A 24268-nucleotide genomic window follows, 5' to 3' on the forward strand; every position below is an offset into this window, starting at 1 on the left:
CGTTCATTCATTAGATGCTTTGGTATTAGTGTATTGCGACGTGTAGAAACTGAAGACGATATTTCTTCAGTTTCGGAGTTAGTGAGGTAGCTAGCCAATCCGCTTATAGCGGTTGGCGTAGATTAGCTAGTTGGTTTGCCAACAGCTAATCTTGCTACGTCGAAATCGAGTTCGGGCTAAGGACTTGGCAAAAAAGATAAATCCCTACGAGATGCAAGCCATCTCTGCGGTATTTCCTATTTTCTCATTTCCAACTTTCAACAGTCTCCCAGACTGTTGAAACGCCCTCACATCTTACGACACGCAGAAACTGAAGACGATATTTCTTCAGTTTCGGAGTTAGTGAGGTAGCTAGCTAATCCGCCGATAGCGGTTAGCGTAGATTAGCTAGTTGGTTTACCAACAGCTAATCTTGCTACGTTAGATCACACAAGATTCACATTGGTTTGCGCCGACTTCTTCGCCGTCATCGGTAAAGGTACGGATGTAGTAGATAGACTTGATACCTTTGTTGAAGGCGTAGTTACGAAGGATAGAGAGGTCACGCGTTGTTTGTTTGTTCTCTTTTTTCCATTCATAGAGTTCTTTTGGAAGCTCGCTGCGAAGGAAAAGAGTGAGTGACAAACCTTGGTCGACGTGCTCAGTTGCAGCAGCATAGACATCGATAACCTTACGCATATCCATATCGTAGGCAGACTTGTAGAATGGAATGGTCTCAGTTGTCAAACCTGAAGCTGGATAGTAGATTTTTCCGATTTTCTTCTCTTGGCGTTCCTCAATCCGTTGTGTGATTGGGTGAATTGAAGCAGAAACGTCGTTGATGTAGCTGATTGATCCGTTTGGAGCAACAGCAAGTCGGTTTTGGTGGTAAAGACCATCTGCCATGACTTTCTCACGGAGGTCAGCCCAATCTTGTCCGCTTGGAATGAAAATACCTTCAAAGAGTTCTTTGACACGGTCAGATTGTGGTTGGTAATCCCCAGTCACATACTTATTGAAATAAGTACCGTCTGCGTATTTTGATTTGTCAAAATTATGGAAGGTTGTCTTGCGTTCGCGAGCAATATTATTTGATTCTACCAAGGTCCAGTAGTTGAGGAGCATGAAGTAGATGTTGGTAAATTCCACAGCTGTTTTTGATCCGTAATCGATCAAATTTTGTGCCAGGTAAGAGTGAAGTCCCATAGCACCGAGTCCGATAGAATGAGCACGTTCATTTCCAGCCTCGATAGACGGTACAGCCGAAATGTGCGAATGGTCAGTTACGTAAGTAAGGGCACGTGTCATGGTACGGACAGAAAGTCCAAAGTCAGGTGACTTCATGAGGTTGACAATGTTGGTTGAGCCCAGGTTACATGACACATCTGTACCCATTGTTAAAAATTCTTGCTTGTCGTTGATAACACTCGGTGTCTGAACTTGAAGAATTTCTGAACAGAGGTTAGACATGATAATCTTGCCGTCAACAGGATTGCTGCGGTTGGCAGTGTCGATGTTGATGACATAAGGGTAACCAGACTCTTGTTGGAGTTTAGAAATTTCTGTTTCTAAATCACGTGCCTTGATTTTTGTCTTACGAATGCGTGGGTTTGCTACCAACTCGTCGTATTTTTCAGTAATATCAAGGTAGCTGTAAGGCATACCGTATTCCAACTCAACAGAGTAAGGGCTGAAGAGGTACATGTCTTCATTTTTACGTGCCAACTCATAGAACTTATCAGGAACAGTGATTCCAAGTGACAAGGTCTTCACACGCACTTTCTCGTCAGCATTTTCCTTCTTAGTTGAAAGGAAGGCGATAATGTCTGGGTGGAAAACATCCAGATACACTACCCCAGCCCCTTGACGTTGCCCAAGTTGGTTAGAGTAAGAGAAGCTGTCTTCGAAAAGTTTCATAACTGGAACGACACCAGAAGCAGCTCCCTCGTAGCCCTTGATTGGAGCACCTGCCTCACGCAAGTTGCTGAGAGAGATACCAACCCCACCACCGATACGGGATAATTGCAGAGCAGAGTTGATGGAACGTCCGATCGAGTTCATATCGTCTGTGACTTGGATGAGGAAACACGATACCAACTCACCACGACGAGCACGTCCAGCATTCAAGAAAGAAGGAGTAGCTGGCTGGTAACGCAAATGGATCATTTCGTTAGCCAAGTTCAAGGCCAACTCTTCATTTCCTTCTGCAAAATACAAGGCGTTGAAGAGAACACGGTCTTCCATGCTCTCCAAATAGTAGGCACCGTCGTTTGTTTTGAGGGCATACTGATTGTAGAACTTGTAGGCAGCCATGAAAGACTTGAAGCGGAAATTTTGGTCTTTCAAGAATTGATTAATTTTGATGATAAATTCTGGACTGTATTGGTCCAAAAATTCTTTCTCAAGATAGTTTTCTTCTAATAAGAAGGCAATCTTGTCCAAGATAGAATCAAATTGCTTGGTATTTGGGATAACATTTTCTTTGAAGAAGGCCTTAACAGCTTCTTGGTCCTTATGGAGAGGGATTTGCCCATTGACAGGACGGTTGATTTCGTTATTCAAACGGAAGTAGGACACATCGCCTAATTCTTTCAAACTCATATACAATCTCTTTTCTATAAAAATGAAAAAGGAAGTAGGGCTAACAAGCCTCTTCCAATCAACATAGGCTTAGACCAATGCTTTTAATTTTGTAGGTTGGAAACCTGAAAAACTTTCTGTTTCTGTTTCGATGACAGGAGCAGATGAAAAACCAAGGCTTTTCACATGTTCGATGTATTCTGGTTGCTCATCTAGGTTGATTTCAGTATAGGCTACATTGTGTTGGTCAAGAAATTTCTTGCTCATTTTGCATTGTACACAATCATTTTTTGAATAGATAGTGACCATTCACGTTCTCCTTTGTTCTTGGGGAAATAAAAAATCCCAATTTTGTTACCAGTCTAGGATACAAGATTTTGTGTTTAAAGTCAAGGTCTAAGCTTGAATGTATAACTAAATATTGTGTTCACAAACATTTTCTTATACAAGATATTGTGTAAAACAAGGAAGAAAACGCTCAGCAGAGGGGAAAATGGTCAAAAACAAGCCTGTCTATCTTTTAGAGTATGAAAAACTGAAAGGAGTAGGGTATGAAAAACGACTTTTTATCAACAATTGTCTTAAATGGGAGTTGAGAAGATTCGATTTCCTGAAACTCTAGTATCGGTTGGAAAGAAGCAGCAGATGAAATTGTGCAGGCGCTTGAATGTGCATTTTCTAGTAAAGTCATTACGATTGACCTGGCTCAACCTTCTCAGGTGAAGGCAAAAACCACATCCGAATTTGTAGATTATTTAATTGAAGCGATTGAGTTTCTTGATTAACTTTTCCCAATTTTTATCAGTTGAAAATCTGAAAGTGGACAAAAAAATCTTGAAAATGATTTCAAAAAGTGGTATAATGCTCCTTGTAAGGGTTATCATTCGGTAACCTACAATTTTTGATAAAATAAAGGAGAATCCAAATATGGCTTCAAAAGATTTCCACATTGTGGCAGAAACTGGTATTCACGCTCGTCCAGCAACTTTGCTTGTTCAAACAGCTAGCAAATTCGCTTCAGACATCACTTTGAACTACAAAGACAAGTCTGTAAACCTTAAGTCTATCATGGGTGTTATGAGTCTTGGTGTTGGCCAAGGTGCTGACGTAACAATCACTGCTGAAGGTGCTGATGCTGACGACGCAATCGCAGCAATCACTGAAACAATGGACAAAGAAGGATTGGCATAAGAATATGACAGAAATGCTTAAAGGAATTGCAGCATCTGACGGTGTTGCCGTTGCTAAGGCATATCTACTCGTTCAGCCAGATTTGTCATTTGAAACTGTTACAGTTGAAGATACAAATGCAGAAGAAGCTCGTTTGGATGCAGCTCTTGAAGCATCACAAAACGAGCTTTCTCTTATTCGTGAGAACGCAGTAGCAAGCCTTGGTGAAGAAGCCGCAGCTGTATTTGATGCGCATTTGATGGTTCTTGCTGACCCAGAAATGGTTGGTCAGATCAAAGAAACAATCCGTGCCAAGAAAACAAATGCAGAAACTGGTTTGAAAGAAGTAACGGATATGTTTATCGCTATCTTTGAAGGTATGGATGACAACCCATACATGCAAGAGCGTGCGGCAGACATTCGCGACGTAACCAAGCGTGTCTTGGCTAACCTTCTTGGTGTTCGCCTTCCAAACCCATCTGCTATCAACGAAGAGTCAATCGTTATTGCGCATGACTTGACACCTTCAGATACGGCACAGTTGAACAAACAGTTTGTAAAAGCCTTTGTAACCAACATCGGCGGACGTACAAGCCACTCAGCTATCATGGCTCGTACACTTGAAATTGCTGCTGTTTTGGGTACAAATAACATTACTGAAATCGTTAAAGATGGCGATGTCCTCGCTGTTAACGGTATTACTGGTGATGTAGTCATCAACCCTTCTGAAGAAGTGATTGCAGAATTTAAGGCAGCTGGTGAAGCCTATGCTAAACAAAAAGCTGAATGGGCTCTTTTGAAAGATGCTCAAACAGTTACAGCTGACGGCAAACACTTTGAATTGGCAGCAAACATCGGTACACCAAAAGACGTTGAAGGTGTAAATGATAACGGTGCAGAAGCTGTTGGTCTTTACCGTACAGAGTTCTTGTACATGGACTCACAAGACTTCCCAACTGAAGATGAGCAATACGAAGCTTACAAGGCTGTTCTTGAAGGTATGAACGGCAAGCCTGTTGTGGTTCGTACAATGGATATCGGTGGTGATAAGGAGCTTCCTTACTTCGATCTTCCACACGAAATGAACCCATTCCTTGGTTTCCGTGCCCTTCGTATCTCTATCTCTGAGACTGGTAACCAAATGTTCCGTACTCAGTTGCGTGCCCTTCTTCGTTCATCTGTACATGGTAAACTTCGCATCATGTTCCCAATGGTTGCCTTGTTGACTGAATTCCGTGCAGCAAAAGCAATCCTTGAAGAAGAAAAAGCAAACTTGTTGGCTGAAGGTGTAGCAGTTGCAGATGATATCCAAGTTGGTATCATGATTGAAATCCCTGCAGCAGCAATGATTGCAGACCAATTCGCTAAAGAAGTTGACTTCTTCTCAATTGGTACAAACGACCTTATCCAGTACACTATGGCAGCAGACCGTATGAACGAACAAGTTTCATACCTCTACCAACCATATAACCCATCAATTCTTCGCTTGATCAACAACGTTATCAAGGCTGCACACGCAGAAGGCAAATGGGCTGGTATGTGTGGTGAGATGGCTGGTGATCAACAAGCTGTTCCACTTCTTGTAGGTATGGGCTTGGATGAGTTCTCTATGAGTGCAACATCTGTACTTCGTACACGTAGCCTCATGAAGACGCTTGATACAGCTAAGATGGAAGAATATGCTCACCGTGCCTTGACAGAATGTGCTACGGCAGAAGAAGTTCTTGAACTTCAAAAAGAGTATGTTGATTTCGACTAATCATTGAAAAAAAGCAGGGATTGAATCCTTGCTTTTTTTACTGTTCACAAAAAGACTTGTCGGAGCAAGTCTTCTTGAGTGCTTAGTTTTTCTGATAAAACTTGTTGTGTTGGTAGATAGGGTCAAAGGTAAGATTGATGCCTAATTTACGGAGGACGCTCTTATCTTCATCGGATAGGATAACAGTCGAATGGGCTTCGCTACCATTTAATTGCCCCAATTCTTTCATGGCACGTGCAGCAAGAGGGCTATCTTGTGCCGTGATGGCAAGGGCGTTAAGAATCTCACTTGCATCGAGTCGTGTATTTGTCTTATCCAGATAATCTGCCTTCAATTCTTGAATTGGGCGGATGTAGTTTGGTTCGATAAGAAGTGTTTCATCATCGATGTTAGCGATTTGCTTGATAGCATTGAGAAGAACAGTTGCAGTTGGTTTGAGGAGGTCGGATGTCTTACCTGTTACCATCTCTCCATTTGGCAACTGAATAGCTAGGGCAGGGCTAGTTGTCAGCTCTGCTTTTTCGCGTGCAGCGATAACGACCTTACGATCTGCTGGTGTCACACCGACTTCATTCATGAGGAGTTCAATCTTTTTAACTGCTTGCTCGCTAACCCGCTCTGCCTTGAAATCAACCAAGGTTTGGTAGTAGCGACGGATGATTTCTTGCTTAGATGCTTCGATAGCAGCCTCTTCGTCTACGATGGAGTAGCCCACCATGTTGACGCCCATGTCCGTAGGTGAGGCGTATGGTGATTTGTTCAAAATACGTTCAAAGGTACGGTTGAGGACAGGGAAGACTTCGATGTCACGGTTGTAGTTGACCGCGGTTTTGCCGTAGGTTTGCAGGTGGAAGGGGTCAATCATGTTGAGGTCGTCAAGGTCGGCAGTTGCTGCTTCATAGGCCAAGTTAACGGGATGGTGGAGTGGTAAGTTCCACACTGGGAAGGTTTCAAACTTAGCATAGCCTGATGTTACGCCGTGCAGTTGGTCGTGGTAAAGTTGGGAGATACAAGTCGCTAATTTACCTGAACCAGGTCCAGGTGCGGTGACAACGACGAGATTGCGACTAGTTTCGATATAATCGTTCTTGCCCATACCTTCTGGTGAGATGATGTGGTCGATATCAGAAGGATAACCCTTGATTGGGTAGTGGAGATAGGACTTGATACCATGTTTTTCCAATTGCTTGCGGAAGGCATCTGCGGCTGGTTGGTTGCGGTATTGGGTAATGACGACAGAACCAACATAAATATCAATATCATTGAAAGTATCAATCAAACGGAAGACTTCTTGGTCATAAGAGATACCCAAGTCGCCACGTGCCTTAGAATGTTCGATATTGCTGGCATTGATGGCGATGACAATTTCTACTTGGTCTTTCAACTCTTGGAGGAGTTTGATTTTATTATCTGGTTCATAGCCTGGTAAAACACGGGCTGCGTGGAAATCTTCCAACATTTTTCCGCCAAATTCCATATAGAGCTTGCCTTCAAACTGGGCAATACGCTCTAAAATATGATCACGTTGTAGGTTCAAATACTTATTTGAATCAAATGCAATCTGCTTCATACAAAAATTCCTCCATATAATCATTAAATTGGGTCCAAGCTTGTCTGAAAAAAACAAAAATAGCTCCCTAAAACTAGGGAGCCTTTTCTCCGCCCTCTCAAAAGAGGTGCCCGAACAATACTATAACAAACTGTGCTAATCTTGTCAAGAAAAAGTCAGATAGAACAAAATTAAATAAGTGTTTAAAAAATATTTAACTTTTATGGAATTAAGTATTGACATAATTAAAATAAAGTATAAAATATTATTAAGTAAATATTTAATTTTTATTTAAGGAGATGTTTATGAAAAAGCTGTTCAACAATAAATTGTTCATATCAAGCTACCTGGCAGATGTAATTTCCAACTTTGGAGACACGCTTTACTATCTAGCTCTTATGAACTATGTCCTGTTTCTACCAGATACCAAGTTTGCTCTGGCTATGATTACGGTTTCTGAAACTCTGCCAATCTTGTCGGGACTTTTTATGGGAATCTGGGCTGATCGGACAAAAAACAAATTGGATACCATTCTAGCTACCTTAGTTGTACGTTTCGGTTTATATGCACTTGTTGGTTTACTAATGGGATTTACACCAGCACTCTGGATTGTAGCAGTCGTTTGTATGGTGAATTTCCTGTCTGACTTGGCTGGTCAGTATGAAAACGGGCTTTATATGCCACTTAGCCTGCGGGTCTTGGAGGCAGAAGACCGTGAAACAGCCATGGCTTTTAAGAACACCGTGGGCGGTATCTTGATGATTGTCTTTCGATCCAGCGGTGCCATTCTCATCGGTTATATGTCTTACCAGCATCTTGCCTTTTTCAATGCTGGGACTTTCTTGGTCAGCCTTGCGATTATGGCAGGTTTGCGTCCAGCTTTTGCTAAATTGCTGAAAGAAAATCCTATCCAAGAAGTTGAACAAACCGAAAAAGAAGCAGGACTTATCAAAGGAATCGGTCAGAGCCTCAAAGAATCTTATCAAGCCATTCAAAATATCCCTGTACTAAAGACTTCTATTCTGACCATTGCGGGTATCAATACGGTTGGCAGTGCCGTACCTCCCTTGGTTATCGTGGCTATGAAGGAGTTTTCAGGCTTCATGATTGTCAATTCTGGCATAACTCTTGCCTTGGTCTTTAATCTCTTTTCTGTTGGTTACATCCTTGGCTCTAGTTTAGGCATGGCTTTCTTCAAACATATCAGCTTGTCCAACCTGCTCAAATTTTGTACAGGTTTGTCGGTCATGCTGTTTGTCGGATTTTACTTTCATAATATCTATATTGTAATGGTAGTTATCTTACTCAATACCATGACGGCTGGTATTATCAATCCAAAATTGTATGCCCTGATAATGAATGAACTACCAGAGGATAAATTGGCGACAATCAATGCAGGAATGGGGACCATATTTAATATTGGGATGCTTGCAGGTCAAGCCTTGGTAGCTCTGATGGTGACACTTTTGTCTGCTACAAGCATCTCCCTTATCTTCCTCTTGCTTTCTGTGGGACTCTTGGGCTATACTGTTCTTACAGGATCTAAACCTGAAAAGTCATTAGTGAATACTTAGAAAGAAAACTATGAAATTAGATTACCGAGATTATAGAAGCGAGATTGTCGAAAAATTCTTTATTCCTTTAATTGTCACGGAACGTGAGGAGCCGTTTGAGGCGGATTTGTCACAGAAAGAAAGAGAAATTCTCAAAGATGCTTTGGAAATTCGAGATGAAATAGAGGAAAAGCTGGCGGATTATCGTCAGGAAGTCAATGAGGTCTTTGTTTGGGGCCATATCTTTACAATCTTGCACACCTTGTATTTCTACCTCTTGGATCAAGGACAGGATCCTAAGACGGTTGAAGAAGCTTGTCAGTTGATTTTAAAGCTGTCCCAAGATGAAGTCGAAGAGGCTATGCGGACCATGTTGGCGTCTGAAAATGACGGACATCGAGAGAAGGAACTCAGCCTCATGGAGCTCTTGGAGAATACGGGTAAAAAGCCAGCTGATAAATGGTATTGGTCACTGGCTATCCGCAATCCTTTGGAAACTGTTGAGCGGTCTGTCGCTCTCTTGGACAAGATGCTTCCAATCTACCAGTCCTATTTTGAAGAGGCAAGGGCGGAGCGTGAAGCCTTTGCACAAGAGTTTGACATTGAAAAACTCTATCGAGAGTCCAAGCAATTAGCCATGACCAGCCTGGATACTCTGGGTGTGGAAAACGCCCCATTCTTCGTGCTCAGTCCATGGTGCTTTTGGTTTGCTTATTATGGGAACGAACAGTTTGACACTATGAAGGTTGCTTTGCTGGCATCCTGTCGGATTGACCAGATTTTGTTGTCAAATGACGAGTTGGACCTAGATGATTTGACAACGGCTCTTAAAGTCATCAGCGATAGCACGCGTTATCAGGTCTTGGTGGAGCTGACCAAGCCCCATGCCAAGAGCAAGGATATTGCAGAACGTCTGGCTATTACAGGGGCAGCGGTATCCTTCCACACCCAAAAGCTGATTAACGGCGACCTGCTTCTCTTTAATGCCAAAGACAAGAATGTCAAATACAGTGTTAATCGCGACCTGCTCCAACAGGTGATTGACAAGTTGAAAGAGGATTTTGATTTGTAAAAAAGCCTTGTAAGTTAAGTCTTACAAGGTTCTTTTGTGCTTATACTCTTCGAAAATCAAAATCAGACGTTGTTGACTTGATTTGATGAACTCAGTTCTATCCGCATCTTACGGTCACGAACCAAGTTCGTCTAATTTCCGACCTCCAACAGTCTATTCCCAGACTGTTGGAGCTAGTCTGTTTTTGATTTTCATTGAGTATTAATGATTAACCAGCTGAGCAGTTGGCAAGTGATGATGGTGATAAGGAAGACTAACCAACCTTGCTGTATTTTGGTCAGGGCACTAGTTTCTAGGAAGAAAAAGCTGATTTCGACTGGGATAACATGGATAAAATAATAATAGCTGGCGTATTCTTTGAGAAATTGGAATTTTTTCTGGCGGAAGAGGTCTGTGGTTAGGGTCCAGGCGACTAGATAGGCTGTGAATGGAATCAGGCTAAATAGAAAGTTCTTGTCGTAGCCCTGATTGAGATAGATGATTGTAGCCTCAACAGTTAAAAGAGCTATGCAGACAAGTAGTTTGTTTTTTTGTCTGTATTGGAAAATGGGTTGATTGAGTTTGTCGGCTAGATAAAAGCCTGTCAGGACAAAAATCGGTGCGTAGAAGAGGCCGTTGCGGCTGGTGAAAAAGAAGGTTTTGTAGCTGTCAAATGCGGTCAGGAAAATCGATTCTGCCAGGTAGGAGGAGTAGGTTTCGACTGAGCCTAGAAGATATAGAAGGCAGGCTAGACAAGCTGTGATGCGCCAGCCCCATTTCTCCAAGGAAAAATGAACGAGGACAAGACCTAGAAAGAAGGCGGGCATGTACCAGAGTTGGTAGCTGGTGCCGGTGTAGGTCAGTCCGACTAGGAGTGCGAGGGGATAGTAGGGGAAGGGGATTTCTTGGAGTGTTAGGTAGATGAGGTAGAAGGGGAGGTAGAGGATGGACCAGGTCAGGTATTGTTTGCTGTAGCGGATCAGGTATTGTTTGGAGAGGCTGGGGTAGTTGCGTCGGAGGAAGAAGCTGGCTGTGACCATGAAGTAGGGAACGACCATGCGGCTAAAGACTGATTTTTGGATGAAGTGGAGTGGGTCTGCTTCAAATAATCTGCGGCAATGGAGGGCGATGACTAAAATAGCTCCGATGAACTGGATGAGGGAGAGCAGGGATGTATTGAGTGGTTTTGTCTTATTTTGCATGTTAATATTTTTCTTTTTTCTTCCATTTTATCGAAATCTGATGAATATGTAAATGTTTACAGGAATGGGAGATAGGCTACTTGAGGAAAGCTAAGTTAAGAGGAGAAGTCCAGTGTAAAATATGGTATAATAGGAAATAGCCTGTTTAAGCAGGTAATTAGAAAGGAGCAAGAGATGCAAACCTTACAAGAAAAATTAGCAGCAGAGTTTGGGATTGATTTTAGTGATTTGGCCTTGTTAGAAACTGCCTTCACCCATACTTCTTATGCCAATGAGCACCGCCTTCTAAAAATTTCACACAACGAACGCTTGGAATTTTTAGGAGACGCTGTTCTGCAATTGATTATTTCCAAGTATCTATATCAGAAATACCCAGAGTATCCAGAAGGGGAAATGTCAAAACTTCGTTCAACATTTGTGCGGGAGGAGTCCTTAGCTGGCTTTTCTCGTGCCTGCGGTTTTGATCGTTATATCAGACTGGGCAAAGGTGAGGAAAAATCTGGCGGCCGCAATCGGGATACCATTTTAGGAGATGCTTTTGAGGCTTTCTTGGGGGCTCTGCTATTGGACAAGGGAGAAAAGACTGTGGAGGCCTTTCTGTATCAGGTCATGATTCCACAGTTAGAGGTAGGCAATTTTGAACGTGTAACGGACTACAAGACTGCCCTGCAGGAAATCCTACAAGTCAATGGTGAAATTACCATCAGTTATCAGGTTGTCTCAGAATCAGGTCCTGCTCATGACAAGGTCTTCGAGGTAGAAGTCTTGGTAGATGAACGGGCGATTGGTCGTGGTAAAGGGCGATCTAAGAAATTAGCGGAACAGGCTGCTGCCAAAAATGCGGTGGAGGCCAGAGGGTAAGTATGTATCTGAAATCAATCGAAATGCAAGGTTTCAAATCCTTTGCAGACAAGACCAAGGTGGTCTTTGACCGTGGGGTGACTGCCGTGGTGGGGCCAAACGGTTCTGGTAAATCCAATATTACTGAAAGTCTACGTTGGGCCTTGGGAGAATCCTCTGCAAAAAGCCTGCGTGGAGGAAAGATGCCGGATGTTATCTTTGCGGGAACAGAAAGCCGTAAGGCTCTTAACTATGCCTCAGTAGTGGTGACCTTGGATAATTCTAGCGGATTTATCGCGGATAAGGCTAAGGAAATTAAAGTTGAACGCCACATCTATCGGTCAGGGGATAGTGAGTACCTGATTGATGGGAAGAAAGTTCGACTGCGGGATATTCATGATCTATTCATGGATACCGGCTTGGGTCGGGATTCTTTCTCCATTATTTCTCAAGGACGTGTGGAGGCCATTTTTAATTCCAAGCCAGAGGAGCGTCGAGCGATCTTTGAAGAAGCAGCAGGGGTGCTCAAGTACAAGACCCGTAAGAAAGAAACTGAAAGCAAGTTGGCTCAGGCTCAGGATAATTTGGACCGTTTGGAAGACATCATCTACGAGTTGGATAATCAGGTCAAACCCTTGGAGAAACAAGCCCAGACGGCCAAAAGATTCTTGGAGTTAGACGGACAACGTAGCGAGCTCTTTCTGGATGTCTTGGTGGCACAGGTTCTTGCTGGTCGTGAAAAACTGATGTCCAAACAAGAAGAGTTGGAGGCAGTCAAGTCGGAACTTGCAAATTATTACGAGCTCCGCTCCAACTTGGAACAGGAAAACCAGGGATTAAAACACAAGCGGCACCAACTGACCGAGCAGATCGAGAGAGAACAGGCTGTTCTCTTGGATTTGACCAAACTGATTAGCGACTTAGAACGGAAAATCGAAGTCCACAAACTGGAGTCCAGTCAGAATGAATCCAGTAAGCAAGAAGCCCAAGACCGCTTACAGACCTTGCAAGAGAAGCTGGACAAGACCTGCCAGCAGGTTGCAGACAAGACGGAAGTTATTGCCGATTTGAATAGCAAGTTGGCAAGGATTAAACAACAGATTGTTGAATTGGAAAAGGAAATTGCCTATTTCTCTGAAGATCCAGAGCAGGTCTTGGACCACCTTCGTGAGCAATACGTGACGCTCTTACAAGAAGAAGCAGACCTGTCCAACAACCTGACCAAAGTCGAGCAGGATATTGCCAACCAGATCCGCCTAACAGAGAGCAAATCGGAAGAAGTCCGTCGTTTGCAGGCGGAAAAAGAGACAGTTGATGCTGAAGTTGCCAGCCATCAAGTAGAAAGAAACCAAGCCGAATCTAGCCTGAGTCAGCTCTTGAAAGATTATCAGAAACAGGCTCAAGCTGTACAGCAGGTTGAGCAAACTTATCAAGAGAACCAGGCTGTCATGTTTGACCTCCTGGATCAGGTCAAGACCAAACAGGCCCGCCAAGCCAGTCTGGAAGCGATTTTGAAAAATCATTCCAACTTCTACGCAGGGGTTAAGGCTGTCTTACAGAATGCCCAGTCTATCGGAGGTATTGTCGGAGCGGTCAGTGAACACCTGACCTTTGATACTCGCTATCAAACAGCTCTTGAAATTGCTCTTGGTGGTGCCAGTCAAAATATTATCGTAGAGGACGAGGCGACTGCCAAGTCTGCTATCTCTTTTCTTAAACAACAAAGGCAGGGACGTGCGACCTTCTTGCCTTTGACAACCATTAAAGCTCGGCAGCTGGCCAGCCATCATGAATCAGTCTTGAAGATGGCAACTGGGTTCTTGGGCTTGGCTAGTGATTTGGTGACTTTTGAGCCTCGACTTAGCAACATTTTTCAAAACTTACTGGGAACTGTTGCCATTTTTGACACCGTTGACAATGCCAACCAAGCGGCGCGTGCGACCAAGTTCCAAGTGCGTATGGTAGCCTTGGACGGTTCTGAAATTCGACCAGGTGGAGCCTTTGCCGGCGGTAGCAGCCGCAATAACAATACCACTTTTGTCAAGCCAGAATTGGATCAGTTACTTGGGGAAATAGCAGAGCTATCTAGCCAGTTAAAAGCCCAAGAAGACAAGGTGTCATCGCAAAAAGTCAGTCTTGACCAGGCTCGTCTGGAACTTGAAAAGATTAAGAGCCAAGGAGAGGAAGCTCGCTTGATGGAACAAGAAATCCGACTCCGTCACGAGCAAGCCTTGGAGAGACTGCAGCAATTAACTAGTTTGTATGACCTTCAAATCAGTCAAACCAGTCCGACCATTTTGGTAGAATTGAAAGAATTAGAAGCTGGTTACCAGAAAGACTTGTCGGCCTTAGCGGACAAGAAAGATCAGCTCAACAAGCAGATCGAAGAAGTTAAGAACAACCGAGATGCAGTACAAGAAAGCTTGTCTAATTTGCAAGGGCAACTGTCCAGCTTGAAATTGGAACAGACTCAGTTTGTTGGTCAGCTTGGCTTTGAACAGACTGACCTGACACGCTTGCAAGATGAAGTAGCAGCTACTGAAAAAGAAATCGGTCTTCTAGAAGACATCATCAATCAGAAAACGGTAGCCCTGGATGATAGCAGTTTGGAAACCTTGCAGGAACAACTAGCAGCAGCCAATCAAAAGCAAATAGAGACTAGCCAATTACATATTCGTCTCAAGTTTGAATTGGAAGATATTGATGGACAATTTGAAGATTTGGAAGGTCGCTTGGAGCAGGCTCGTTTAAAGAATGATGACCTGATTCGCAAGCAAGCCAAACTTGAAGCAGATTGTGAGCAGGCCAGCGACAAGTTGATGTCTCTTCTCTCCAATCTCAGTGAACAGTACAAGATGAGCTTTGAAGAGGCCAGCAGTCAAGCTAAGGAAGTAGATAATCTTGCACAGGCAGAAGCACAGGTCAAAGATTTGGAGCGGTCCATTCGTGCCTTGGGTCCAGTCAACCTGGATGCCATTGAGCAGTATGATGAGGTCAATAACCGCCTGACTTTCCTCAAGGAGCAACGGACCGATATACTCTCAGCTCGTGATTTGCTGTTGAACACCATTCATGAGATGGACGGAGAGGTTAAGGAACGCTTTAAAGTGACCTTTGAAGCTATTCGAGAAAGCTTCAAAACAACCTTTAAGCAAATGTTTGGCGGTGGCTCTGCGGACTTGATTTTGACCAGTCCAGACATACTGACTGCGGGTGTGGAGATTTCTGTTCAGCCTCCGGGTAAGAAAATTCAATCGCTCAACCTCATGTCAGGTGGCGAAAAAGCCCTTTCGGCCCTCGCTCTGCTATTTTCCATTATCCGCGTCAAGACCATTCCATTTGTCATCTTGGACGAGGTGGAGGCAGCCTTGGATGAGGCCAATGTCAAGCGTTTCGGGGACTATCTCAATCGCTTTGATAAGGACAGTCAATTTATCGTCGTGACCCACCGAAAAGGGACTATGGCGGCGGCGGATGCCATGTATGGGGTGACTATGCAGGAATCTGGCGTGTCCAAGATTGTGTCGGTCAAACTGAAAGATGTGGAAGCCTATACAGATTAAGAACTAGAAAAACTTGGAAATTTCCAGGTTTTTTCTTGATGGAAATTCGACTAGACGAAAGGGAAATAGGGCGAAATATGGTATAATAAAAGGACTGGACGGAGGTTGTTTGTTATGTATAAGAAAATCATTGCAACGGATATGGATGGGACATTTTTACGAAATGACCATGGATTTGATGCTAGTCGTTTTCGGAGTCTGCTGGCTCAGTTTAAGGAAAAGGGCTATTTGTTTGTAGCGGCTAGCGGTCGTTCTCTGCCGAGTCTCAAACAGTTGTTTGAGGAATTTTTAGAGGATATTGCTCTGGTTGCTGAAAATGGGGCTGTAGTTGTCTATCGCAATCAAACCATCTATTTAGATGATCCTATTCAGCCATCGACTTATCTAGCCTTGGTGGATGAGCTGGTTAAGAGTGGTTATGTTCATCCGCAGTATGTTACCTTGTCTGGCTTGAAGGCCTCTTATATGTTGGATAAAGTTGAAGAGGGGCTATACAGAGAATTGTCTGGCTATTATCACGACATTGTATTGGTGCCGAGCTTTGAAGATATTTCTGAAGAGATTATCAAGTTAAATCTTTACATCGATGAAGCTATTCGTGTAGAAGCGCAGGACTGGATCAACAAACATTTTCAACAATTATCTGCGGTAACTACCGGCTTTACATCGATTGATATCATCTTGTCAGGGGTTCACAAGGGGATCGGACTTTCTCACCTCTGCCAGCACTTAGGCGTGACTGGAGAACATCTGATTGCCTTTGGTGACAATCAAAATGACTTGGAAATGTTGAAACTAGCGGCCTATTCGGTTGCGACAGAAAATGCTATTGATGAAGTGAAAGCGCAAGCAGATCTGGTAATTGGGCATTGCAATGATGAGGCAGTCATAGCTTATATGGAGGAATTAGTAAATGGCAATTAAGTTGATTGCATTGGATTTAGATGGAACGCTTCTGACATCGGACAAACGGATTTCAGAAGCCAATAAAAAGGCCTTGCAGGCAGCGCGTGAGTGTGGAGTTTATGTAGTTCTGACAACAGGACGGCCCTTGCAAGCTATCGGTAGTTTTCTAGAAGAATTGGATTTGCTAGGTGAAAGCCAGTATTCCATTACCTTTAACGGTGGTCTAGTCCAGGAAAATACAGGTCGGGTTTTGGATAAGGTTGGCTTCACAATTGAAGATGTCCGCGCCATCCGTCGTGTGACAAATGATTTGGACTTGCCTCTGGATGTTCTCTATGGTGGCGATGTCTATTCGCTACCTGCTGCCCATGAATCTCTCTATCTAACAGCCAATCCACTTTTGAATAAAATCCCTGTGACAGATGAGGAACTGCCAGAAGATTTTGTCTACAATAAGGCAGTTTCAGCTGTGGCAGCAGACTTTTTGGATGGACAAATTCCAAAAATTCCTGCGGAACTTCACGAGCGTTTCGAGATTTTCAAATCGCGTGATATCTTGCTTGAATGGAGTCCAAAAGGTGTCCATAAGGCAAATGGTTTGGCCAAGTTGATTGGACATCTGGGGATTGACCAGTCAGAAGTTATGGCTTGTGGCGATGAAGGAAATGATCTTTCGATGATTGAATGGGCTGGTTTGGGTGTTGCCATGGCGAATGCGACTGATGAAATCAAGTCTGCGGCCAACCTTGTCCTGCCAAAAACCAATGATGAAGATGGCATTGCTTGGGCCATCGAGCACTATGTATTGAATGAGGAATAATATGGGATTATTTGATCGATTATTTGGACAAGAAAAACAAGAAGAGCAAGTTGCTCTTGTTGAAGAAGTAGAGACGGAACAGTCGGCTTCAAGCGAAGATACTGTAACTACTGAAGTTGAGTCAGCTACTCAAGAAATGGAAGAGTTCCAGTCTGAAGAAGCAAAGCCTGAATTGACTGCCGAGCAGGAAGCTCAGAAACAACGGACCTTAGACATGATGGCTCAATATTATGCAGCCAAGGAAGCTGCTGCAGCTCGAGTGAAGGAGGCGCAGGAACAAGGCTTTGACCCTGCTATTCAAACCAAGGTCAAGGAAGAGCCTGTTGAGCAAGTTGTTCCAGTAGAGCAAGAAAGTGAGCAGGACAAGTACCAGCGGACCTTGAAAAAGACCCGTACAGGCTTTGGGGCAAGGCTCAATGAATTCTTTGCCAATTTCCGTTCGGTTGATGAAGAATTTTTCGAAGAGTTGGAAGAAATGCTGATTTTGTCAGACGTAGGTGTGCAAGTTGCTTCTACTCTGACAGAGGAGCTCCGCTATGAAGCCAAGCTACAGAAAGCTAAGAAGACAGATGAACTCCGGCGGGTTATCATCGAAAAATTGGTGGATATTTACGAAAAAGACGGCCAGTTCAGCGAGCAGATCAATTTCCAGGATGATTTGACAGTCATGCTCTTTGTCGGTGTCAACGGCGTTGGGAAGACGACCTCTATCGGTAAGTTGGCCTACAAGTACAAGCAGGCTGGTAAGAAGGTCATGTTGGTCGCGGCGGATACCTTCCGTGCGGGTGCGGTAGCCCAGCTGGTCGAATGGGGGCGCCGTGTCGATGTGCCAGTGGTCACAGGTCCAGAGAAGTCAGACCCAGCCAGTGTGGTCTTTGATGGGGTAAAACGTGCCGTGGCAGAAGGCGTGGATATTCTCATGATTGACACAGCAGGTCGCTTGCAGAATAAAGAAAACCTCATGGCAGAGCTGGAAAAAATCGGTCGCATTATCAAACGGACTCTGCCTGATGCACCACATGAAACCCTCTTAGCACTGGACGCCTCCACAGGTCAAAACGCCCTTAGTCAAGCCAAGGAATTTGCGAAAATTACCCCATTGACAGGCCTAGTCTTGACCAAGCTAGACGGTACAGCAAAAGGTGGTGTAGTCCTTGCCATCCGTCAGGAACTGGATATTCCAGTCAAGCTGATTGGTTTCGGTGAGAAAATTGATGACATCGGAGAATTCAAATCCGAAGAGTTCATGCGTGGCCTCTTGGAAGGATTGGTGTAGAATAGAAAAAGTAGCCAACTGCGAAGTTAGCTACTTTTTTGCTGGTCCATAATTCTTGTAATTTCTTCTGCAGTGTCCACCATGCCTCTTTGGTACCAAGCTGTGCAGGCTCCTAGAATAGAATAGCCGATAAAGGCATAGGAATAGGCAACCTCAGTCGGTAATGTAGAAAGGCTTTGCTTGTCTGTTAAGAGTTGTGCAATTAAAATTTCCTTTCCACTTTTGAAAAGACAGTCAATCAAGTGTTTATTCTGCTGAAAAAAGGCAAACAGTGCCGGGAAAGATAGGTCAGTTCCATGCTCTGCTTGATAGGCTTGGAATGCAGATTTCAAGGCTAGCTCCAATATAGCATCCTTGCTGTCAAAATTTCGATAGAAGCTAATTCGAGTTATACCAGCCCGTTTTGCAATGTCAGTTATGGTGATTTTTTCATACTCCTTTTGTTGAATGAGTTGCAGTAAGGCTTCTTGAATATAGTGACTAGCTGACATGATACAAACTCCTTTGATTTGTTACATATGGCTGCATTGTTATTGCATAAGAAATAATTAAATGTTACACTTGTTACATCTTAAATGAAATAAATTGAAATGTCAAGGAGTAAAAATGACAATCAAACGTTGGCTTATCTTAGGGATTATCGCAGTTGTTGGATTTTTAATTGGTCGCTTGTTGGTCCGTATTTTTCTTAACCTACTCTTAGGTGGAACACTTTGGGGAGGTAATTTTTTATGAGAAGGAGAAAATTTGTGGGATTTGGAATTCTGGTTTTTGTGATAGCTCTTTTTGCGGGTGTGGCTTCAAAAAACTTTTTGAAACCTGCTTGGGCTAAAGAATATTCGGTGGAATGGTCTGATCAGGTGGGGAGAATGGTGACTGATTTGTCCTACGGAGAGGAAGAAGCACAGAAGTTTGACCTCTATCTGCCTGCTGATACTAGTAAAAAATCTTATGGACTGGTTGTCTATCTCCATGCAGGAGGATTTACAAGTGGTGACAAACAAGATGACAAACAGATCTTGCAATGGTTGGCTTCCAAAGGATATGTAGCGGTTGGCATCAACTACACCTTGGCAACTGAAACAAATGGTGCCAGTGTAACATCACAAGCTCAAGAAATCAAGGAGAGTATTCCATATGTGATTGAGGCAGCTAAAAAAGAAGGTTACTCCATTGATAAAATGACAGTTGCAGGAGGCTCGGCAGGACATACCTTGGCAATGATTTATGCTTATCGAGATGCCAAAGAGGCTCCCGTACCAGTAGTATTGACTTTTGGAGCTGTTGGACCGTCTAGTTTTTACATGGAGGATTGGGGCATCTACGGAGCGGATACTAATCTTGAGGCTGCAGCAGGGCTTACCAGTTCCATGTCTGGTCAAGAAATTACAGAGGAAATGATTGCAGATGGTAGCTACAAGGAGATTGTCAACCAAATTTCTGCAGTTTATTGGGTGACGGAAGAAACGGTGCCAAGCGTGGTCATCTATGGCAAGCATGATAAGGTACAGCCCTATAAAGGATCATTGAGATTAGAAGAAGCTTTGAAAGAAAATGGTGTTGATTACCAGTTTATTACCGCTGAGCATTCAGGTCACGGTCTGCAAAATGATTATGCTGCCAATCAAGAATATATGCAATTGGTGGAAGAATACCTCGCAAAATATATGCCGGTTGATTAGTTGAAAATATAAAAGCAAAAAGTCGTTAGTTCAACAAGAACTAGCGACTTTTTCTATCTGTATGCAACAGTGAGTAAATGCCACTATTCACAATACCACGATTATTTCCTCCTCAACAATGCTTCTATCCAGTCTGGTGCGTAGGCAGAAGTACAGCCTTTTGGAACTTTCATGTCCACATAGACAGCTAACTGCCGACCGATTGCAAGGCCTTGTTCTAGATAGTCTGGGTAGGCAACAGCAATCTCCACTAAGCATTGGTTCATAGTCCATTGGACAAGTGGGGCTGCATTCTGTAAATGCTGGCGAATATGGTCTAGAGTCTCTTCAATTTCTTGATTTGTTGCTGTCTTTCCAGCAAAGTATTTGGCACGAAGGAACCAGCCAATGCGTTGAATAATGGCTGAATTTTTGTCCAGCAAGTAGGTTTCCCAATCCTTACTGTCTTTTCGTTTGCTAAGAATGATGGAAGCCAGCTTATCGAGGACATTGACAGAAACCTGTTCACTGAGGCAGTTCTCTAAATCAGCTAGGTCCAGCTGGTCTGGCTTAGTTTTTGCCAGTTGAATAGCCAGATATTGAGCTTCTAGAATACCTGTTTGCCAGAGTGGAGCAAACAAGTCCAGTCGATTTTTATAAGCCTTGGCAATACCAGAAATAGCTCCCATCGGAACGCCGTAGTAGGGCTTAGTTTCGCCAATTTTTTCATAACGCTTGAGGGTGCCAGCATGGCTGGCTGCTTCAAGTTGGGTGAGAATGGTGTTTATTTCAGTCATGAATATCTCCGAAAAAAACTGGATTGCTCCAGTTTTTATATGTAGTCGTTTAGTTTGCTTTTAGTACAAGGCAACGAGCTGTAGGCAGTACTAAAGTACGGCAAAGCGAGTTAACGAAGTAATCAAAGATAAACTAAATGACTACTTCAATAAGCCACGTTCACGATACCAGACATCTGGCGTCCAGACCCACTTGCAACCGTAGCTTTCTAGCAAATCAAAGGCTGCATCAGGTCCCATAGTTCCAGCTGGATAGGTGTGGAGCGGAACTTGGTTGCTTGCCCATAAATCAACAATGCGGTCAATCAAGCTCCAGCTTGCTTTAACTTCTTCCCAGTGGCTAAAGTTAGTAGAATCACCATTTAGAACATCGAAAAATAGTTTTTCGTAGGCTTCGGGTGAATTTCCAAGAGCAGTTGCATTGTGGCGGAAGTTGAGTTTGGCAGGAGTAAGAGCAAAGTGGGAACCAACTTCCTTACCGTTGATAGAGAGCATGAAGCCTTCGGTTGGTTGGATGAAAATGGTCAAGACATTGGCCTCAGAAGGCTGACCAAAAATATCTTCCGCATGCTTGAAGGTGATGGTCACGCGCGTGCCCTTTTCTGTCAGACGTTTACCTGTACGGAAGAAGAAAGGTACATCACGGAAACGGTCAGTATCAACGAAGAAGACCCCTCCTGCAAAGGTTTCTGTCTGAGAAGCTTCGGCAATATTTGGTTCATCCAAGTAGCTAACGTAGTCTTTTCCGTCGATGGAACCTGCTGCATATTGACCACGGATAAAGTTGCGTTTGAGGTCCTCATCAGAAGGCTGACGAAGGTGTTGGAAAACCTTGATTTTTTCAGCGCGGACATCTTCCTCCTTGAAGCTGGCTGGCTTATCCATTGCTAGAAGGGAAAGAACTTGTAAGGCATGGTTTTGCACCATGTCTTTTAAGGCGCCAGAATGGTCGTAGTAGCCCCCACGGTCCTCCACACCAATCGCTTCAGCAAATGTAATTTGGACGTTATCGATGTAATCGCGGTTCCAAATATGCTCGAAAATGATATTGGCAAAGCGAACCGCAAAGATATTTTGCACCATTTCCTTGCCAAGGTAATGGTCGATACGGTAGATTTGGTCTTCGTTGAAAGCGGCTGCCAATTCATCATTGAGTTTGGTAGCTGTAGCAAGACTAGTTCCGAAAGGTTTTTCAATAATCAAGCGTTCAAAACCTTGTCCGTCAACGATTTGCTCAGATTTGAGGTGTTTGGCAATGGTTCCGAAAAATTCAGGTGCCATAGAGAGGAAGAAGACCTTGTTGTGCTGGGTATCGTATTTTTCACACAAGTCGTCTTGCAATTTACGAAGAGCTACATAATGTTCTGTGTCATTGACATCGTGGCTTTGGTAGTAGAAATGACTAGCAAATTCATGTGCTTGACGAGGTGTGTCAGGCAGATCACCCAGTGATTCAATGACGGTTTGCTCAAAAAATTCCTTGGTCCAAGGTCTGCGAGCTGTACCAATTACTGCAAAATTTTCTCGGATATGGCCTGCCTTATAAAGACGAAAGAGGGATGGATAGAGTTTGCGTTTGGCAAGGTCGCCACTAGCACCAAAAATTGTAAACAATACATGTGATGACATAATTTCATTCCTATCTGTTGAATATCAGTAATAGTATACCACAAATTGTCAGAAAATTCACTTTTTGAAAGGATTTTCTTAAAAAACACGATAAACATAGGGGTTGTCAGGTTCCTGGACCGACTGGATACTTTGGATTTCTATGGATGGTAAACTCTGTCCAAGGGCTGTATGATAAGTCACCTTAATTGTCCCCTCTACCTTGACCCAACTATTATCTGAAAATGTCTGATTGGTGCCAGTCACCAATAAACCATAGACACCTGAATCAGCGATACAGTGGATAATACCAAAGCGGAAGAGGAAAAATTGCTGGCTATTGTCAGGGTCATTGTAGACAAAGCCGACCATTTCAATCGTTTTTCCTGAAAATTCACTTGGAAAATCATAGAAGGCTTCCATGACCTCCATGTAGTTTTCACTGGTAATCTGGATCTTTTCCTGGGCCAAATAGTGGTCAGCAATCTTACGCATTTCAGATTGGTAGGTGGATTTTGTAAAGTAAATGGATGTATCTGGTTTCAGGTATTGCACGGTTGTCCCTTCTTGGGCCTGAGTACCAGTGTCATTTTCAGCAGCTAAAGGGAAATGATAGCCCTTGGCGGCGACAGTTGTTGAATCGAGGCTCACTGTTGGAAAAAGCCAGGCAACTGCTAAGGGAATCAGTAAAAGGCAGATGCTAGATGCTTTTGCCAACCGACTGGTTAAATGACTGTGGGTTTCCATTTGTTTCATCCAGACAACTAATTGAACCAGCGCCAAGATAAAAGCGAGAATCATGGATAAAAATGCCAAGTAGGTGTAGTGCAAGTTGATGTACTGGTCCAACTTACCAGACACGTAGAGGTACATGGTCATTTCAAAATAAGCTGCTAATACCAAAAATCGAATCATACTAGACCTCCAATCACCCAGCAATAGACAAGGACAAGTAAGGACACCAGACCGACATAGGCACCGATGAACCATGATTTGAAATAGGATTTCATCATCAGAAGATTTTTGACGTCTACAATAGGGCCAATGATGAGAAAGGCCATTACAGGCGCAAAACCAAAACTAGACAGCAAAGATGCACCGATAAAAGCATCCGCTTCTGAACAAAGTGAGAGTAGGAATGCAAGGACCATCATCAGTAAAATTGCTGTTAGAGGACTGTGTCCGATACTGGTTAACAAGGCAGTCGGAACATAGACCTGCACCAGACTGGCAAATAAACAACCGAACACTAAATAGCGCCCCGTATCAAAGAATTCATCAATGGCGTGAATAAGGGCATGTCCTATTTTTTTCCAAATTGATCTTGTCTCCAAGCTATGCTGGTGATTGTCTTCTAAAGCACGCTTGAGAATAGGCTCTTTGACAAAATAAGCCAAAATCAAGCCCACAACCATGGCAAGCAATAATGAACCGAGGGCACGATAGATAAGAAAGATCCAAGAATTTCCAAAAGCAATAAAGGTCGCAAACAGTACAATTGGATTGATCACAGGAGCTGTGATTAAAAAGGGAATGGCGGTGTATTGTGGGACTTTTTTCTCCAAGAGTCGATTGACGATAGGGACGATACCGCATTCACAAGAAGGAAAAATTAAACCAACAAAACTACCAAAGATAACTGCTAAAATTGGCTGTTTAGGCAGAAAGCGTCTAACTAGATCGGGACTGACAAAAACCTCAATGAAGCCAGACAGGATGGAACCTATCAAAACAAAGGGCAGGGCCTCGATGATAATGGATAGGAAAATCGCACCAGCTTGCAGGATGGAAGTAGGCAAGTTTTCAAAACCAAACATATGGCCTACTCAACACTTTCATCTTGCTGGAGAGCTGATTTTGGATCCGGAAATTCCACCTTTTCCATCTCATCAAATGAGGCAAAGGTTTCAAATAATTTCTCTAAATCATCTTGACGTTTATAAGTAACAGGCAT

Annotated in this window: 21 protein-coding genes; 11 read left to right on the plus strand and 10 right to left on the minus strand. The window is 43.4% G+C overall.

Annotated features, from left to right (window positions below):
- Window positions 1-420: 420 nt before the first annotated feature.
- Window positions 421-2580: a class 1b ribonucleoside-diphosphate reductase subunit alpha gene (gene nrdE, locus JNG37_RS07855; RefSeq protein WP_158457010.1), complete on the minus strand. Its 2160-nt coding sequence runs from the start codon at window positions 2578-2580 to the stop codon at window positions 421-423.
- 69 nt (window positions 2581-2649) lie between these two features.
- Entirely contained in the window at window positions 2650-2868 is a 219-nt protein-coding gene (gene nrdH / locus JNG37_RS07860; protein WP_158457008.1) for a glutaredoxin-like protein NrdH, read from the minus strand.
- 618 nt (window positions 2869-3486) lie between these two features.
- Here nrdH and JNG37_RS07865 point away from each other — a divergent pair.
- Window positions 3487-3750, plus strand: coding sequence for a phosphocarrier protein HPr (locus JNG37_RS07865; protein ID WP_018378296.1), 264 nt, complete (start codon window positions 3487-3489; stop codon window positions 3748-3750).
- A 4-nt stretch (window positions 3751-3754) separates the two neighbouring features.
- On the plus strand, window positions 3755-5488 hold the full coding sequence (ptsP, locus tag JNG37_RS07870; RefSeq protein ID WP_158457006.1) for a phosphoenolpyruvate--protein phosphotransferase: 1734 nt from the start codon (window positions 3755-3757) through the stop codon (window positions 5486-5488).
- Window positions 5489-5570: 82 nt separating this feature from the next.
- Here the strand turns inward: ptsP and JNG37_RS07875 are convergent, their stop codons facing one another.
- Window positions 5571-7058 carry a DUF1846 domain-containing protein gene (locus JNG37_RS07875; protein WP_158457004.1) on the minus strand — a complete coding sequence of 496 codons (1488 nt, stop codon included), beginning with the start codon at window positions 7056-7058 and terminating at the stop codon, window positions 5571-5573.
- A gap of 284 nt (window positions 7059-7342) precedes the next feature.
- Between JNG37_RS07875 and JNG37_RS07880 the strand changes: the two genes are divergently transcribed.
- Both JNG37_RS07880 and JNG37_RS07885 read left to right on the plus strand, forming a co-directional pair.
- Window positions 7343-8611 carry an MFS transporter gene (locus JNG37_RS07880; protein WP_158457002.1) on the plus strand — a complete coding sequence of 423 codons (1269 nt, stop codon included), beginning with the start codon at window positions 7343-7345 and terminating at the stop codon, window positions 8609-8611.
- A gap of 10 nt (window positions 8612-8621) precedes the next feature.
- Entirely contained in the window at window positions 8622-9662 is a 1041-nt protein-coding gene (locus JNG37_RS07885) for an ArsR/SmtB family transcription factor (protein WP_158457000.1), read from the plus strand.
- A gap of 191 nt (window positions 9663-9853) precedes the next feature.
- On the opposite strand, the gene JNG37_RS07890 is transcribed toward JNG37_RS07885, so the two are convergent.
- Window positions 9854-10843, minus strand: a complete 990-nt coding sequence (locus JNG37_RS07890; RefSeq protein ID WP_158456998.1) for an acyltransferase family protein — start codon at window positions 10841-10843, stop codon at window positions 9854-9856.
- A gap of 174 nt (window positions 10844-11017) precedes the next feature.
- On the opposite strand from JNG37_RS07890, the gene rnc reads away from it, so the two are divergent.
- The 5 genes from rnc (at window position 11018) to ftsY (ending at window position 18248) form a co-directional block, all read left to right on the plus strand.
- A complete protein-coding gene (rnc, locus tag JNG37_RS07895; RefSeq protein WP_158456996.1) occupies window positions 11018-11704 on the plus strand; it encodes a ribonuclease III in 687 nt (228 codons plus the stop codon).
- A gap of 2 nt (window positions 11705-11706) precedes the next feature.
- Entirely contained in the window at window positions 11707-15246 is a 3540-nt protein-coding gene (smc, locus tag JNG37_RS07900; RefSeq protein WP_158456994.1) for a chromosome segregation protein SMC, read from the plus strand.
- A 114-nt stretch (window positions 15247-15360) separates the two neighbouring features.
- Window positions 15361-16170, plus strand: coding sequence for a Cof-type HAD-IIB family hydrolase (locus tag JNG37_RS07905; RefSeq protein WP_158456992.1), 810 nt, complete (start codon window positions 15361-15363; stop codon window positions 16168-16170).
- The gene (locus JNG37_RS07910; RefSeq protein ID WP_158456990.1) at window positions 16160-16972 is read left to right on the plus strand and encodes a Cof-type HAD-IIB family hydrolase; all 813 of its coding nucleotides are present in this window, start codon (window positions 16160-16162) and stop codon (window positions 16970-16972) included. The genes JNG37_RS07905 and JNG37_RS07910 overlap by 11 nt, the downstream gene beginning before the upstream one ends.
- Window position 16973: 1 nt before the next feature.
- A complete protein-coding gene (gene ftsY / locus JNG37_RS07915) occupies window positions 16974-18248 on the plus strand; it encodes a signal recognition particle-docking protein FtsY (RefSeq protein ID WP_158456988.1) in 1275 nt (424 codons plus the stop codon).
- Window positions 18249-18274: 26 nt separating this feature from the next.
- Here ftsY and JNG37_RS07920 read toward each other — a convergent pair whose 3' ends face one another.
- On the minus strand, window positions 18275-18739 hold the full coding sequence (locus JNG37_RS07920; RefSeq protein ID WP_158456986.1) for a TetR/AcrR family transcriptional regulator: 465 nt from the start codon (window positions 18737-18739) through the stop codon (window positions 18275-18277).
- Between the two features lie 115 nt (window positions 18740-18854).
- Between JNG37_RS07920 and JNG37_RS10000 the strand changes: the two genes are divergently transcribed.
- Both JNG37_RS10000 and JNG37_RS07925 read left to right on the plus strand, forming a co-directional pair.
- Complete coding sequence (locus JNG37_RS10000; protein ID WP_257211351.1) at window positions 18855-18983, plus strand: hypothetical protein; 129 nt, start codon at window positions 18855-18857, stop codon at window positions 18981-18983.
- A gap of 14 nt (window positions 18984-18997) precedes the next feature.
- Window positions 18998-19930, plus strand: coding sequence for an alpha/beta hydrolase (locus tag JNG37_RS07925; RefSeq protein ID WP_222837016.1), 933 nt, complete (start codon window positions 18998-19000; stop codon window positions 19928-19930).
- A 101-nt stretch (window positions 19931-20031) separates the two neighbouring features.
- Here JNG37_RS07925 and JNG37_RS07930 read toward each other — a convergent pair whose 3' ends face one another.
- From JNG37_RS07930 to JNG37_RS10005, 5 genes are all read right to left on the minus strand, one after another.
- The gene (locus JNG37_RS07930; RefSeq protein ID WP_158456982.1) at window positions 20032-20706 is read right to left on the minus strand and encodes a DNA alkylation repair protein; all 675 of its coding nucleotides are present in this window, start codon (window positions 20704-20706) and stop codon (window positions 20032-20034) included.
- 141 nt (window positions 20707-20847) lie between these two features.
- Window positions 20848-22335 (minus strand): glucose-6-phosphate dehydrogenase, encoded by a 1488-nt coding sequence (gene zwf / locus JNG37_RS07935; RefSeq protein ID WP_158456980.1) that lies wholly within the window; start codon window positions 22333-22335, stop codon window positions 20848-20850.
- A 78-nt stretch (window positions 22336-22413) separates the two neighbouring features.
- Window positions 22414-23229: a TIGR03943 family putative permease subunit gene (locus tag JNG37_RS07940; RefSeq protein WP_158456978.1), complete on the minus strand. Its 816-nt coding sequence runs from the start codon at window positions 23227-23229 to the stop codon at window positions 22414-22416.
- Window positions 23226-24131 carry a permease gene (locus tag JNG37_RS07945; protein ID WP_158456976.1) on the minus strand — a complete coding sequence of 302 codons (906 nt, stop codon included), beginning with the start codon at window positions 24129-24131 and terminating at the stop codon, window positions 23226-23228. Before JNG37_RS07945 ends, JNG37_RS07940 begins: the two co-directional genes overlap by 4 nt.
- A 5-nt stretch (window positions 24132-24136) precedes the next feature.
- Window positions 24137-24268 (minus strand): SPJ_0845 family protein, encoded by a 132-nt coding sequence (locus tag JNG37_RS10005; protein WP_261979899.1) that lies wholly within the window; start codon window positions 24266-24268, stop codon window positions 24137-24139.

This window comes from Streptococcus suis, from assembly GCF_016775005.1.
Classification (GTDB): Bacteria; Bacillota; Bacilli; order Lactobacillales; family Streptococcaceae; genus Streptococcus; species Streptococcus suivaginalis.

What these genes read in the sequence shown, in the direction of transcription:
- ftsY (WP_158456988.1), top strand. Translation starts at nt 16,974, where the DNA reads ATGGGATTATTTGATCGATTATTTGGACAAGAAAAACAAGAAGAGCAA.
- smc (WP_158456994.1), top strand. Translation starts at nt 11,707, where the DNA reads ATGTATCTGAAATCAATCGAAATGCAAGGTTTCAAATCCTTTGCAGAC.
- JNG37_RS07865 (WP_018378296.1), top strand. Translation starts at nt 3,487, where the DNA reads ATGGCTTCAAAAGATTTCCACATTGTGGCAGAAACTGGTATTCACGCT.
- JNG37_RS07875 (WP_158457004.1), bottom strand. Translation starts at nt 7,058, where the DNA reads ATGAAGCAGATTGCATTTGATTCAAATAAGTATTTGAACCTACAACGT.
- nrdH (WP_158457008.1), bottom strand. Translation starts at nt 2,868, where the DNA reads ATGGTCACTATCTATTCAAAAAATGATTGTGTACAATGCAAAATGAGC.
- ptsP (WP_158457006.1), top strand. Translation starts at nt 3,755, where the DNA reads ATGACAGAAATGCTTAAAGGAATTGCAGCATCTGACGGTGTTGCCGTT.
- JNG37_RS07945 (WP_158456976.1), bottom strand. Translation starts at nt 24,131, where the DNA reads ATGTTTGGTTTTGAAAACTTGCCTACTTCCATCCTGCAAGCTGGTGCG.
- JNG37_RS07930 (WP_158456982.1), bottom strand. Translation starts at nt 20,706, where the DNA reads ATGACTGAAATAAACACCATTCTCACCCAACTTGAAGCAGCCAGCCAT.
- JNG37_RS07890 (WP_158456998.1), bottom strand. Translation starts at nt 10,843, where the DNA reads ATGCAAAATAAGACAAAACCACTCAATACATCCCTGCTCTCCCTCATC.
- JNG37_RS07880 (WP_158457002.1), top strand. Translation starts at nt 7,343, where the DNA reads ATGAAAAAGCTGTTCAACAATAAATTGTTCATATCAAGCTACCTGGCA.
- zwf (WP_158456980.1), bottom strand. Translation starts at nt 22,335, where the DNA reads ATGTCATCACATGTATTGTTTACAATTTTTGGTGCTAGTGGCGACCTT.
- JNG37_RS07885 (WP_158457000.1), top strand. Translation starts at nt 8,622, where the DNA reads ATGAAATTAGATTACCGAGATTATAGAAGCGAGATTGTCGAAAAATTC.
- JNG37_RS07920 (WP_158456986.1), bottom strand. Translation starts at nt 18,739, where the DNA reads ATGTCAGCTAGTCACTATATTCAAGAAGCCTTACTGCAACTCATTCAA.
- rnc (WP_158456996.1), top strand. Translation starts at nt 11,018, where the DNA reads ATGCAAACCTTACAAGAAAAATTAGCAGCAGAGTTTGGGATTGATTTT.
- JNG37_RS10000 (WP_257211351.1), top strand. Translation starts at nt 18,855, where the DNA reads ATGACAATCAAACGTTGGCTTATCTTAGGGATTATCGCAGTTGTTGGA.
- JNG37_RS07910 (WP_158456990.1), top strand. Translation starts at nt 16,160, where the DNA reads ATGGCAATTAAGTTGATTGCATTGGATTTAGATGGAACGCTTCTGACA.
- nrdE (WP_158457010.1), bottom strand. Translation starts at nt 2,580, where the DNA reads ATGAGTTTGAAAGAATTAGGCGATGTGTCCTACTTCCGTTTGAATAAC.
- JNG37_RS07940 (WP_158456978.1), bottom strand. Translation starts at nt 23,229, where the DNA reads ATGATTCGATTTTTGGTATTAGCAGCTTATTTTGAAATGACCATGTAC.
- JNG37_RS10005 (WP_261979899.1), bottom strand. Translation starts at nt 24,268, where the DNA reads ATGCCTGTTACTTATAAACGTCAAGATGATTTAGAGAAATTATTTGAA.
- JNG37_RS07905 (WP_158456992.1), top strand. Translation starts at nt 15,361, where the DNA reads ATGTATAAGAAAATCATTGCAACGGATATGGATGGGACATTTTTACGA.